The organism is Neorhizobium petrolearium (assembly GCF_029854435.1).
Classification (GTDB): domain Bacteria; phylum Pseudomonadota; class Alphaproteobacteria; order Rhizobiales; family Rhizobiaceae; genus Neorhizobium; species Neorhizobium petrolearium.
In genome coordinates this window covers 3045629-3057784 of sequence record NZ_CP123000.1, presented here as the reverse complement: position 1 = coordinate 3057784, position 12156 = coordinate 3045629, and the positions used below count along the sequence as shown (strand labels likewise).

General features: G+C 60.6%; 13 protein-coding genes and 3 pseudogenes. 7 read left to right on the top strand and 9 right to left on the bottom strand.

All coding sequences use genetic code 11. The annotated features are described in order from the left end of the window. Window positions 1–590 precede the first annotated feature (590 nt). Window positions 591–1781: pseudogene (locus QEO92_RS15220) on the top strand (DNA polymerase ligase N-terminal domain-containing protein); the annotation flags it as partial. 86 nt (window positions 1782–1867) lie between these two features. Here QEO92_RS15220 and QEO92_RS15215 read toward each other — a convergent pair. Both QEO92_RS15215 and QEO92_RS15210 read right to left on the bottom strand, forming a co-directional pair. Continuing rightward, window positions 1868–2539, bottom strand: a complete 672-nt coding sequence (locus tag QEO92_RS15215) for a hypothetical protein (protein WP_227703589.1) — start codon at window positions 2537–2539, stop codon at window positions 1868–1870. Further along, window positions 2536–3114: a TetR/AcrR family transcriptional regulator gene (locus QEO92_RS15210; RefSeq protein ID WP_265105700.1), complete on the bottom strand. Its 579-nt coding sequence runs from the start codon at window positions 3112–3114 to the stop codon at window positions 2536–2538. Before QEO92_RS15210 ends, QEO92_RS15215 begins: the two co-directional genes overlap by 4 nt. Before the next feature lie 136 nt (window positions 3115–3250). On the opposite strand from QEO92_RS15210, the gene QEO92_RS15205 reads away from it, so the two are divergent. Then, a complete protein-coding gene (locus QEO92_RS15205) occupies window positions 3251–3562 on the top strand; it encodes a nuclear transport factor 2 family protein (protein ID WP_341871399.1) in 312 nt (103 codons plus the stop codon). On the opposite strand, the gene QEO92_RS15200 is transcribed toward QEO92_RS15205, so the two are convergent. Continuing rightward, window positions 3538–3759: a hypothetical protein gene (locus tag QEO92_RS15200; protein WP_227705275.1), complete on the bottom strand. Its 222-nt coding sequence runs from the start codon at window positions 3757–3759 to the stop codon at window positions 3538–3540. The two genes, QEO92_RS15205 and QEO92_RS15200, sit on opposite strands and share 25 nt — an antisense overlap. Here QEO92_RS15200 and QEO92_RS15195 point away from each other — a divergent pair. Both QEO92_RS15195 and QEO92_RS15190 read left to right on the top strand, forming a co-directional pair. Then, window positions 3694–4058: pseudogene (locus QEO92_RS15195) on the top strand (nuclear transport factor 2 family protein). The gene QEO92_RS15200 and the pseudogene QEO92_RS15195 sit on opposite strands and share 66 nt — an antisense overlap. Window positions 4059–4207: 149 nt before the next feature. Continuing rightward, window positions 4208–4435 (top strand): putative quinol monooxygenase, encoded by a 228-nt coding sequence (locus tag QEO92_RS15190; protein WP_280107444.1) that lies wholly within the window; start codon window positions 4208–4210, stop codon window positions 4433–4435. A gap of 89 nt (window positions 4436–4524) precedes the next feature. On the opposite strand, the pseudogene QEO92_RS15185 reads toward QEO92_RS15190, so the two are convergent. Next, window positions 4525–4721, bottom strand: a pseudogene (locus QEO92_RS15185) (MBL fold metallo-hydrolase); the annotation flags it as partial. Between the two features lie 333 nt (window positions 4722–5054). Here QEO92_RS15185 and QEO92_RS15180 point away from each other — a divergent pair. Genes QEO92_RS15180 through QEO92_RS15170 form a run of 3 tightly spaced genes read left to right on the top strand, consistent with a single transcriptional unit; the run spans window position 5055 to window position 7639 of the window. After that, the gene (locus QEO92_RS15180) at window positions 5055–6044 is read left to right on the top strand and encodes an ABC transporter ATP-binding protein (RefSeq protein WP_227703587.1); all 990 of its coding nucleotides are present in this window, start codon (window positions 5055–5057) and stop codon (window positions 6042–6044) included. Beyond that, on the top strand, window positions 6041–6835 hold the full coding sequence (locus QEO92_RS15175; protein WP_227703586.1) for an ABC transporter permease: 795 nt from the start codon (window positions 6041–6043) through the stop codon (window positions 6833–6835). The genes QEO92_RS15180 and QEO92_RS15175 overlap by 4 nt, the downstream gene beginning before the upstream one ends. A 3-nt stretch (window positions 6836–6838) precedes the next feature. Further along, window positions 6839–7639 (top strand): ABC transporter permease, encoded by an 801-nt coding sequence (locus tag QEO92_RS15170; protein WP_037149499.1) that lies wholly within the window; start codon window positions 6839–6841, stop codon window positions 7637–7639. 107 nt (window positions 7640–7746) lie between these two features. Here the strand turns inward: QEO92_RS15170 and QEO92_RS15165 are convergent, their stop codons facing one another. Genes QEO92_RS15165 through QEO92_RS15145 form a run of 5 tightly spaced genes read right to left on the bottom strand, consistent with a single transcriptional unit; the run spans window position 7747 to window position 12122 of the window. After that, window positions 7747–8628: a MurR/RpiR family transcriptional regulator gene (locus tag QEO92_RS15165; RefSeq protein ID WP_037149502.1), complete on the bottom strand. Its 882-nt coding sequence runs from the start codon at window positions 8626–8628 to the stop codon at window positions 7747–7749. Window positions 8629–8633: 5 nt separating this feature from the next. Then, entirely contained in the window at window positions 8634–9689 is a 1056-nt protein-coding gene (locus QEO92_RS15160) for an ABC transporter ATP-binding protein (protein ID WP_227703585.1), read from the bottom strand. Next, on the bottom strand, window positions 9686–10438 hold the full coding sequence (locus QEO92_RS15155; RefSeq protein ID WP_227703584.1) for a glycerophosphodiester phosphodiesterase family protein: 753 nt from the start codon (window positions 10436–10438) through the stop codon (window positions 9686–9688). The genes QEO92_RS15160 and QEO92_RS15155 overlap by 4 nt, the downstream gene beginning before the upstream one ends. 15 nt (window positions 10439–10453) lie before the next feature. Then, window positions 10454–11263 carry a carbohydrate ABC transporter permease gene (locus tag QEO92_RS15150; protein ID WP_037149511.1) on the bottom strand — a complete coding sequence of 270 codons (810 nt, stop codon included), beginning with the start codon at window positions 11261–11263 and terminating at the stop codon, window positions 10454–10456. Then, the gene (locus QEO92_RS15145) at window positions 11253–12122 is read right to left on the bottom strand and encodes a carbohydrate ABC transporter permease (RefSeq protein WP_037149514.1); all 870 of its coding nucleotides are present in this window, start codon (window positions 12120–12122) and stop codon (window positions 11253–11255) included. The genes QEO92_RS15150 and QEO92_RS15145 overlap by 11 nt, the downstream gene beginning before the upstream one ends. Between the last annotated feature and the right edge of the window lie 34 nt (window positions 12123–12156).

Sequence of the window (12156 nt, the reverse complement as noted above, 5' to 3'; positions counted from 1 at the left end):
GGACACGGCACACTTCAAGAACGCTTCGCCGGCGTTGCGCCTCGTCGCCGGCCGCGGTCGCGCCAAAGCCGTAGCCGCGGAATCGGCGACCGGAAGTTGGGAGGAGTTCTAGAGCAATTCCAGCAAATGCATGAAGCAATTGCCGCCTTCGGATGCCAGTCATCCGGAGGCGTTTCCGCTACCAGCAAGCCCTCCCACAGTTCGACGATTGCGATGTATTCCCGGCCGTCGTCGATCGGCGCTCCATGAGTGCGCACTTGCGCGAAAACCCGCTCGGCGATCGATCTGCGGGTTTGTTCCGTCGCCGTTCCCAATGACCCAAGTCGCTTATTAGTCATGACTGGATTAGCAATCCGTTTGCGAACCCGCACTTGAAATCGACAGTGTCGACCACATCTATTGCTCACCTCCCGTATCGACGGCCTCCTGCTCGACGACCTGTCGTCGGCGTTCGAGTCCGTCCGGGATCGGAAGAAGGGCGCTCCCCCACCGGGTTGAGCGCCCTTTCTGTTCCCGAAGCCGTTAGCGCTAGCCATGGAACCTGAAGCTCCCGCGCCGCATTCCGCTTGTTTGCCCTGTCGAGAACAGCCATGGCCAGCGACAAGCTTTCGACCTGCCGATCCAAGCGCGACTTCCAGAAGACTGCCGAGCCGAGTGGGAAGACGCAGATCGCCCACAGCAACCGGCGACGCTTTGTCATCCAAAAACGCGATGCGACCCGACTGCATTATGACCTGCGCCTCGAGCTCGAGGGCGTCTTCAAGTCTTGGGCGGTCACCAAAGGACCGTCGCTCGATCCCCATGACAAGCGGCTGGCGGTCGAGGTCAAGGACCATCCACTCGACTACGGCGACATTGAAGGCACCATTCCGAAAGGCCAATATGGCGGCGGGACCGTGATGCTCTGGGATCGTGGCTATTGAGAGCCGGAGGGCAAGGAGAGTACCGAACACGCCCTGACGAAAGGCGATTTCAAGTTCACGTTGGAAGGAAAATGCCTGCATGGCAGTTTCGTGCTGGTGCGGATGCGCAAGGATCGCGAGCGCAGCAAGCGCACCAATTGGCTGCTGATCAAACACCACGACGAGTTTTCCGTCGCCGAAAACGGCGCCGCAATCCTGGAGGAGAACGATACGTCCGTCGCCTCCGGTCGCGCGATGGAGATGATCGCTGCCGGCAGGGGGCGCAAACCCAAGCCGTTCATGGTCGAAGGCGGACATGTCCGGGCCGATGCGGTCTGGGACAGCAACCAAGGTCTCGCCGCGGCCGAACGGAAAGCTGCCGCTCGCGGTGACGACGAGGCCGACACGGTTACTTCGGTCGATCTTCCCGATTTCATCCCCCCGCAGCTTTGCCAAACGTTGGAGCGTCCACCGGTGGGTGCCGGGTGGATCCACGAAATCAAAATCGATGGCTACCGGATCCAGACGCGTGTCCTCGATGGTGATGCGGCGCTGAAGATTCACAAGGGGCTCGACTGGACGGCCAAATATCCCGAAATCGCCGAAGCGGCCTTCGCGCTTCCCGATTGCATCGTCGATGGCGAAATCTGCACCCTCGATGAAAATGGCGCGCCGGATTTCGCGGCCCTGCAGGCCGCACTCTCGGAAGGCAAGACCGACAACCTCGTCGATTTCGCTTTTGACCTCCTCTATGGCGGCGGTGAGGATGTGCGATCCCAGCCGCTCGTCGAAAGAAAAGCTCGATTGCAGGTACTGCTTGCCGATGCCGGAAACGATCCCCGTATCCGTTTCGTCGAGCATTTCGAGACAGGGGGCGATGAGTTCCGGCCCACGCGGCCACCTCGCTCCCCGTTTGGCCTGCCTTCCCACCGAACCGCCGCCGCTCCGATGTCCTGGGTCGTTATTCAGCGTTTTTCATCACTCAGCATGTGATCTGCCAGGCTATAGCAGTGGCTCGCCTGATAGGCGTTCCGGCCCCGATTCATGTGCGTCAGGTTGAACGTCCGGATGGCCAGCAACGCTCGAGGCTCCGCGAGGAATTTGCCGATCGAGGAGAAGCCGCGAACCCTGATGCCGAAAATGTCGTCGCCTCGCGGGAAGAAATAGCTAACATCCTCCGGCATCACGACGCAGCGCTCAAGAAAAGCTTCGTCCACTTGGTCGTGATCGAGCGAATGGTCGGTGGTGAAATTGGAAAGATGCACCACGAAAAGCGCGCGGACGCCCGCGCCGTCCGCATAGAGCGAGAAAAGCTCCATCCAGCTCGCATTGATGCGAACGAGCGCCTTGCCCGGAGTCGACGGCAGACAAGAAACCGACCAGTAGTGCCGTTCGGTCCGGCAGGGGATCGGGATACAGTCGCGGCCGTAACGCCTGAGAATCTCCAGAACCTCTGGCGCCTGCGGTCGGCCGAGCAGCTTCTCAAACCGGACGAGATATTTGAAGCGCAGTTCCAGTGACTCCGAACGCTCGTCGGCGTCGCGCAGGGTCGTCTTGCCCTCCATCCAATCGCGCTGCCGCTGGAGATCCAACAATTGGCTCAGACCGGTGCTGCTTGGTCGGCGAGCGGCGTTCATCGGCGGTCCAGCAGTCTCGTCACCGCCTCGCAGACAAGGGCGGGGACGCTTTCAGTGTCATCCAGATAGGCACTTTCCAGCAGGCCGTCCGAAAGCGCGACGAGGAGGGACGCGGTGACGGAAGGAGCGGGATCGCCGTCTTCTGCGAGAAGGTTCTCGAGGCTGTTGTGATACCAAATGCGGCGCGCATTGATCGCCTGCCGCACAGGGCTGGCTGGATCGGGATATTCGGCCGCCGCGTTGAGAAATGGACACCCCCGCCAGCCTCCCGCGGTCACAGCCTCGCTGATGCGCCCCATGATAGCCAGGATCATTTTCCGAGGGGGCTGCTTGGGAAGGGCGGCCACTGCCGCCCGGCCGAGCCGGTCTATCTCTTCGAGATAGGCGACGACGAGGTCATCCTTCGAGGGAAAGTGATTGTAGAAGGTCGCCTTGGCCACGCCGGCTTCTGCGATGATGCGGTCTATGCCGACAGCATGGATGCCCCCCTCGTAGAAAAGTCGCATCGCGGTGTCCAGCAGACGACGGCGCGCGGGCCCGGCTTCAGGTGGGTTTTCAGATGTACGTTGCTTCATTGGTTGACTTTAACAGACAGGTCTGTACAGTGCAAGAAGTAGACAGACCTTTCTGTATAGGAGAGATATTATACAGCCCCGAGAGACAGCCGAAGTCATCCGTCGGTTCAACCAGGCGTTTGAGGAACACGATCCTGTGATCTTCGAAGACCTGATCGCACCGGATTGCGTCATGGAGTCGATCCAGCCGGCGCCGGACGGCACGCGCTATGCAGGCTACGACGTTAACCTGGCGTTCTGGCAGGCCATGGCGGCCGACCGCGTCAACCGCTTCGAGGTAGAAGAGACTTTTGTCATGGGCGATCGCGCCAATATCCGCTGGCGCTTCCATTTCGGCGACGGCGGCTCGGTGCGCGGGGTCAGCCTGATCCGTGTCCGCAACGGCCGGATCGTCGAGGCCCTGGCCTATGCCAAAACCCCCGGTCAATCGGCGCCCTTGCCGGAGTAACCCGCTGCCAGAACGACAAGACAGGCGAGAGCCGCAAGCATCGTCGTTTTTCTTTGTTCAATCGCAGCCCCTTCATCATCGACCACTCGCTCGGGATGGACGACGGTTTCATCACGCAACGAGGTGAGAACATGACCAGTGACACCAAAATTACCCGCGACATCGTGGAACGCTTCCACAACGCATTTGAGAAGCATCGCCCCGAAGACCTCGATGATTTGGTCGGCGAGGGCTGTATTCTCGAAATACGGCCCCGGCCCCGGATGGAGCGCGCTACGAAGGGCGTGAGGCTTGCCTCACTTTCTGGAAGAGCGTGGCGTCGTCCGCCAATCTTGTCTTCAAAGCTGAGGAAATCTCCGCGATGGGCGACCGCGGGATCATCCGCTGGCAGCTTCGCTGGAGCGAGCGCGAAGCGGACCGGGTTCGAGGCGTCAACCTCATGCGGGTTCAGGACGGAAAGATCGTCGAGGGTCTGGGATACGTGAAGGGAGGCTGACGTTCCGATCGCGAACCGACGATCCTCACGGGTCGCTATCCCAGACCATGCACGGCGGCGTGCCGCCGGAATAGGGCGCCAGCCGAAGGAGCAGACCCATCATCATAGCCGGTTACACCCGCACCGACGCTGAGAAGCGGAACGGCCTCGTGGAGGCCTTCAAGGGCATGGTCGAACGCGCGAGAGCGCACGACGGCTGTCTCGACTTCTCCATAAGCGCGGACGCGGTCGATCCGGAGCGCGTCAATCTTTTCGAATGCTGGCGCGACCAGACCACGCTGGACGCCTGGCGCAGGGTCGCAAAGGGGCCGCGCGGGAAACCTCGGAAGGTCGCCGTAAGTCTCTACCGCACCGACAAGGCCGAAAAGCCGTTCTGAGGACGAGCCCATCGTGCCAAGAAAACCGCGTCGGTTGATCCTTGGTCCATTACAAGTCCCATACTTGCTTGCCGTAGGCGTCAAAACTGTCAGTTGGCGGGCACCCAGGCGTAGGCACCATCGGTCTTGAGCACCCGGCCGAGACCGGGGACGGAAAGTGGAAGCCGAGTACGGGAATGCGCTCGGCGGTCGCCCGGTCGAAGATGCGACGACGGGAGGCAAGGCCAGGCACGATCTCGGCACCGGCTTCGTAGAGCTCGACATCGTTCATGACCGGCTCGCGGCTAAGGGGTTACAACTGGCCTAGCTTAAACCATGAAGTGATTAAATCTTGGGCGGTGCAAGCGGTCGATGCGGCTTGCCAACTCGACGACCCTCTTTGCGGACATATCGGCGGGCCACATGGGGCTGTTCAAGCCGGCTACGATGGGAGCGGCGCCTTTTTGTCAGCGCGTATTGGTCCTTTTTACCAGTGTAGATCTCGTGTGAAGCCACAGCTTTGCCCATTCCTGATGGGAATGGGATCCATCAGAAGATGTGTCGGGCGAATCAGCTGAGAGTCGCATAAGTTTCATGCGGTTCCTCTAAGGGGAGCGCCTTTACGTTCAGGGTCTCCGCTATGGCTTCGATTATCTCTGCCGAAAACGTGTCAAAGACCTTTCAGCAGCGCGTGTCCCAGCCGGGCATGCTCGGTGCCGTGCGCGGTTTCATCGCTCCGATCAAAAGACCGGTTCCGGCGGTGGATGATATCACATTCTCCATCGCAGCCGGTGAGGCGGTCGGATATCTCGGCCCAAACGGGGCGGGCAAGTCCACCATGATCAAGATGCTGACCGGTATTCTTGCGCCATCCGCCGGCACGGTGACAGTGCTCGGCCGACATCCGCAGGCGGAACGGGTCGCCAATGCGCGTCAGATCGGTGTCGTCTTCGGTCAACGTACGCAGCTTTGGTGGGAACTGCCGCTCTTTGAGAGTTTCGAGTTGCATCGGCGCATGTATCGCATGCCGGCGGACCTCTTCGCCCGCAACCGAACCGATCTCACCGAGATGATGGGACTTTCGCCCTTTCTCGATCGCCCCGTGCGGCATCTGAGCCTTGGCCAGCGCATGCGTGCAGAGATCGCCATGGCGCTGATGCATGATCCCAGGATCCTCTTCCTCGACGAGCCGACCATCGGGCTCGACGTGGTGGCGAAGGATGTGGTGCGCAAGTTCCTCTCGCGCATCAACCGCGAACGCGGCACGACGATCATCCTCACGACCCATGATCTGCAAGATATCGAGGAGATTTGCCCGCGTCTTATCATGGTGGACGAGGGGCGGCTGTTATTTGACGGCGCAATCGGTGAGCTTCGCTCCCGCTTCGGCGCGCGCCGCCGCCTGACGCTGGAATTTGTAAGCGAACCGGGTCGCGTACGCGTTGTGGGCGCGGAGCTTGTCGGCGGGGAGGGGCGTGTTCGCGAACTCCTGATTGCCGATGATGGACGCTCTCTCATCGAGCTGTTGGCAGCCCTTGAGGCCGACGTAGACCTGCGCGACGTGCGTCTGCACGAGCCTGGCATCGAGGAGATCATCCGCACGCATTATCAGGCGAGGGCTGCGGCATGAGCGCCTTCCTCGCCCTCATCCGGGCCGCCTTCCAGCGCGAAGTCGAGCACCGGGCCAAGATGCTCGTTCGTATCCTCGGGAGCCTCGTGGAGATCGTTGCACGTGTTTCGATCTGGCAGGCGGTTTTTAGCGGACACGGCTCGATGAACGGTATCACGCTTTCCCAGATGGTTACCTATGCGCTGATCGGCGGCACGATCCTGTCCAGCTGGGATGCCACGATGATCGTGCGCGATGTCGGCACAACGATCCGCACCGGAGCGATAGGCGCGACGCTGCTGCGTCCGGTGGGCTATCCCCTTATGCTGCTCGCCGAGCAGCTAGGCGCGCGCTTCTTTGACTGGTTGCTGATTTCGCTGCCGGTGATCGCCATCATGGGGTTCTGCTACGGACTGCAATTGCCTGCGAGCTTCGGTCACGGCATTCTCTTTGTCGGTTTTCTGTTTGTCTCGCTTGCCGTGCTGATGCTGACGGGCATCCTGCTCGGTTTGTTTTCATTCTGGATTTTCGATGCTCATTCTCTCGAATGGTTCATGCGCGGCGCCTTGGCCACGCTCTCCGGTGGGCTCGTGCCCATTTGGTTCTTTCCGACCGGCCTGGCAACGGTAGCGCATGTTCTGCCCTTTTCCTGGATCACCTATCATCCGATGGCGGTCTATCTAGGAGCGCGCGATCTTGCCTCTTCCGCTCTTTACCTCGTCGCTGGTGGCGGATGGGTGATGGCCCTCGGCCTTGCCGTTGCCTTTGTCTGGTCGCGAGCCTGCGGACAGGTCGTGGTGCAGGGGGGCTGAGGGATGCGCGACACGCTGTCTCTGCTCTTCTATCTGATGCGGCTTCGGGTGCGCACGCGGCTTGAATTTCGCGCCAGTTTGGTCATCGCCTGGGCGGCACAAGCCTTCGGTTATGCGGGTGTCTTCGCTTCGATCTGGCTCATCATTACCCGCTTCGAGAATATCGGTGGCTGGACCTGGCCGCAGATGGCGCTGCTCCTCGGCTTCCATACGCTGGGTTATGCGCTTGGGGCCTGTTTCACGCTGGTGCAGTTGAGGCGCATGGAGGAGATCGTGCTCGGCGGCGAGTTTGACACGCTGCTGGTTCGGCCGCTCAACCCTTGGGCCTATCTCGTCTTTTCGGGCTTCAACATCGAATATGGCGGGCATGTGCTATTGGGGGCGGGGCTGATCGTCTGGGCGCTGCCGCAGATTCCCATCGAGTGGGATGTCGAGGCCTCCATCCTCATCTTCGGTGCTCTCGTGAGCGCGGCGCTCATTACGGCATCCATGCTCACCATGATCGGTGCCTGCGCCATGATCCTTGGCCGTGCGCGCTATCTTTTCGGCATCTATTTTGATTTTTGGGAATTGTCGCGTTATCCGGCCAGCATCTTTGCCCCGGTCTTCCAGATCGCGCTCGTTTCGGTCATGCCGCTCGGCTATATGGCATACGTGCCGGTGTCGGTCCTGCTCAAGCGGCCGGTCGCTTATCTCGGAAGTGCGGCGGAGATCGCGGCGCTTGCTGCCGGCCCGATCTCCGTTCTGGCAGCGGTCGTCTTCTGGCGCTTCTGCCTGCGCCGCTATCAGGGCGGCGGCGGATGAAAGAGCGCGCGGATAGTTATCTGTAAAATAACCATAGTTCCCTTGTCAGCTCAATTTCTAAAGGACCATCTCGTCCCAGTCTGCTCCACGTTGGCTGTGGCTCAGCGTCAGTCCACAGTCAGACGTGATGTCGCCTTGAATGACCGGAATTCCCTGAGCGCCCGGATCGAGCGACCATCATCAATGGCAGCAAGATCGAGGATCACCGCGTTGGCGATTGTCATGGGCACCACGAGTGACTGCGATTCCCCCGGTTCGCCGCGCGAAATCGAAATCTGATGTTCCGGCGCTGGATCGATGCGAGCCGCATGCAGATCCGTCAGGGCCAGCGTCTGGGCGCCGCGGTCTGCCGCGATCCTTCGAAGCTCATGCACCAGAGGGGAGGTACGGCGGAAGGTCAACAACCAGAGCACATCATATTTGCAAAATGTCGAAAGCGCCTCCGGCAGCTGGTCCACTTGGCCGCCGAGATTGACTGCGTCGTATCCGGAGCGCACCAGGCGGAGCGTGATCAGCGCCGAAAGCGCCGAGGAATGGCCGCGGCCGAAGACGAAGATGCGGCGGCTGTTGCACAGGCGCTCGGAAAAAGCACGGATGTCGGCGTCGGAGACACTGTTGCGGACGTTGTTCAACGCGGCGATCTCGCTGTCGAGCACCGAGGCGAGCAGACCACCTTCTTCTGCTCTCACAAGGCGTGCCGCCATGCGCGCGGCCGGGCTTTCGAAATCTTCACCGCCTACCATCAGGTTTGCCTGCAGGAAGCTTCGAAATTCCGGGTAGCCCTTGAAACCCAAGCGCCGCGCCAGCCTCACGGCCGAGGCGGGATGCACGCCTGCACGGAGGGAAACATCCTTCCCATTATCCATCGCTGCACGGATCGGATCCTGGACCAGGACATCGAGAAGACGCGTGTCAGCGTCCGTCAGCCGCGTCGAATGGCGGCTGATGAGATCGCCGAGCGCTTGTGGTGCCGGATCGTGTTTATCCATCAGCCTTACGATATCCTGACGCTGCGAAAATCGCGCGCGAGATCGACCCGCTCGCCGCTGTCGTTCTCAAAGAACAATGCGCGGCCAAGATCATAGGAAATCCAGAGTTCCTCTGAATGTTCTGCCACCTCGCGTCGCGGTGTTGTCACGGTCAGCCGGCCGGCCGGGCTGTCGCAATGGAGAAGTAGGTCAGATCCCGTCATTTCGGAGAGCACAAGACGCGCCGACAGCGCCGGACGCTCGGGTCTTTCCGTGTGAACGGTCAGGATTTCCGGGCGAAGACCGGCGGTTAGCCCTTTCATGCCCTGCCAGCCGGGCAGTTTCTCCGCGGCAACGAAATTGATTGGTGGTACGCCGAGAAAACCGGCGACAAAGCGGTTGCGCGGCCGATCGTAGATGACGTCGGGTCGATCGAACTGGAGAAGATGCCCGTCCTTCATGACTGCTACGCGGTCCGCCAGCGACAGCGCTTCCGTTTGATCGTGCGTCACATAAACGATGGTCGCCCTGAGCTGCCGATGCAGTTGCTTGATTTCCGTGCGCATGGCCACGCGTAGCGCATTGTCGAGGTTGGAGAGCGGCTCGTCCATCAAAAAGGTAGAGGTATTGCGCGCCATGGCGCGACCCATGGCGACCCTCTGACGCTGGCCGCCGGACAGCGCCCCCGGTTTGCGCTCAAGATACGGATCGAGCTGAAGCATGCGCGCCACTTCTTCCGCTCGGCGGTTGCGCTGCGCCTTCGGCATGCCGCGCAGCTCGAGACCGAAGGCGATATTTTCGCGCACGCTCATATGCGGGTAGAGTGCATAGTTCTGGAAGATCATCGCGATGTCGCGGTCCTGCGGCGCAAGATCATTGGCGCGTTTGCCGCCAATCTCGATCTCGCCTTCCTCGCAGCGCTCCAGCCCGGCAATCAGTCGCAGAAGCGTGGATTTGCCGCAGCCGGACGGACCGACAATGACGACGAATTCACCCGGTTGGATATCGAGTGAAACGCCATGCAATACCGGCATGCCGCCCGGATAGGCCTTGCGGATATGGCGAAGCGAAATTCCACTCATGCCGCGGTCTCCTTGTGGCGAAAGGCGCTGCGAATGGAGATCGCCAGCGTCGGCCGATCGGTTGTGAACACCTTGACGCCGAGCGCGAGTGCCTTTTCGATCTGCGAGCGCGAATGGGCCGCCCAGCAGCCGAATTCCAGGCCGGCTGCGCGGACGGCGTCGCCAAGCGCACGATCTGCACAATCGATGTGGACGCCGATCTCCGGAATGGCATGCGCCTTCGCCACCTCGATCACGGTCTCCACCCCCAGTTGGCGAAGCACGGGCGGACTGACCAGCCAGAGCCGCGGACGATTGCTGGCACGGGCCAATTCATCCAGGGAACGCACGAGGAAAGAGGAAAAGGTTGTCCGCTCCAGCATTCCATGCCGGGCGAGGAGCGTCACCACACGTGGCACGAAATCCCGATAGGGCTCGCCGTCGACACCAGGCTTGATCTCACAGCGGAAACCGACGGGGCTTGCCTCGTAAAGCGCACAGAGTTCCTGCAACGTGAGTGGATGGCCACCGCCGCCATAGTTGATCGTCGCGTCCTTCACGTCGGCCAGGGCCATGCGTGCGATTTCGCCAAACGTGTCGGTCGTGCCGTCCAGCGTCGGGTCGTGATGCACGATTATGGCGCCGTCCGCCGTCGGATGGATGTCGAATTCCACCTCCTCCAGTGCCATCTCGGCCGTTGCGGCGAAACCACGTGGTGTGCTGTCGCCGAATTCCAGGGTGCCGCCACGATGCGATGCGATGCGTGTCATTCTAGTGTCCTCGACTTACTTGATTGCGCCCATGGTGATGCCGCGCACGAGATGTCGCTCCACGAGCAGAAAACCGATGAGCACGGGCAGGATGGTGATGGTGGAGGCGGCCATGACCAGCGGCCAGTCGATGAGACCTTCGCCGGGATTGACGCGGTAAAGCCGAGCCAGACCGATCTGCAGCGTGTATAGGTCTTGCCTGCCCACCGCGACGAGCGGCCAAATATAGTTGTTCCACTCAGTGATGAAGATGTAGAGGGCCATGGACGAGATGGCGGGACGCGATAGCGGCACGATGATGCGCCACAGCACCTGCAAGGGTGTCGCCCCGTCCATATAGGCTGCCTCATCCAGCGCTTTTGGAATGCCTCGGATATACTGGCGCAAGAAAAAAGCGGCAAAGCCGTTCGAAATGGCCGGCAGGATTAAGCCGGCATAGGTATCCAGCAATCCGGCCTTCGCAAGCGTTAGATAGTTGGGAATAAGGCTGATATGGCTAGGGATCATCAGGGTCGCCACGGTCGCGCCGAACAACAGATCGCTCGCCGGAAAACGGAAACGCGCGAAAGCGAAGGCCGCAAGCGTGGCAAGTGTTATGCCCAGCACCGTCACGAGACCCGATACGATGAGGCTGTTGGCAAGATAACGGGCGAAGTTGAACTGGCCGATGGCGCGGTCGTAATTGTCGAGCGTGAAGGCCACTTCTCCGGCGTAAAAGGCATCTGCCGTCTGGAAGGACATCCAGATGGAATAGAGCACCGGCGACAGGAACAGCAGTCCGACCAGCAGCGATAGGACCGCAAGAATTTGGTTCTCAGGCTTCATAGTGCACCTTGCTGCCGATGATGCGGGATTTGACGATTGCAAGCGCCACGAGCAGGACGAAAAGGATCACTGCAAGCGCGGAGCCGCGGCCGATGTCGAACAGCACGAAGCCGATTTCGTAGAGCAGGTTCACCAGCATATCGGTTGCGCCGGCCGGTCCGCCATGCGTCATCACATTGACGATGGTGAAGACCTGGAAGGCTTCGATCACCGAGATGATCAGAAGGAAATAGGTGGTTGGCATCACCAGCGGCAGTGTCACGCGGCGAAAGACATGCCAACGGCGTCCGCCGTCGACGGAGGCGGCATCGTAGAGTTCCTGCGGGATCGCCTGCAGGCCGGCAATGTAGATGACGATGTCATAGCCGATCTGTTTCCATGTGTTGACAAAGATCAGCACCCAGAGCGCCAGATGTGGGTCCTGCAGCCATTGCGGACGGCCAAGACCGAGCGGCTCGAGCAGCGCGTTCATCATGCCGTAATCGGTCGAGAAGACCCAGGAAAAGACCACGGCGATGGAGACGGTGGAGGTGACCGAGGGCAGGAAGAGCGCCCCGCGCAGCAGTCGTGATGACAAGGTCTCGCGCACGAGATAATTCGCAATGACCAGCGCCGCACCGAGCCTTAGAGGAACGGAGAAGACGGCGAAAAGTGTGGTGACCCGGAGCGAATTCCAGAAATCGCGCGATAATAGCAATTGCTCGTAGTTACGCAGACCGACGAACGGCATGTTCGACGAAAGGAAATTCCATTCGCGCACGCTAAGGTTCAGGCTTGTGAGGATCGGGATATACGTGAAGACCGCGATGAAGATCATCAGCGGCGCAACGAAGAGATAAGGGGTCAGCTTGCGGAGCATGGCAGAATTTGCGCCGGCGAGAAAAAAAGCCCAC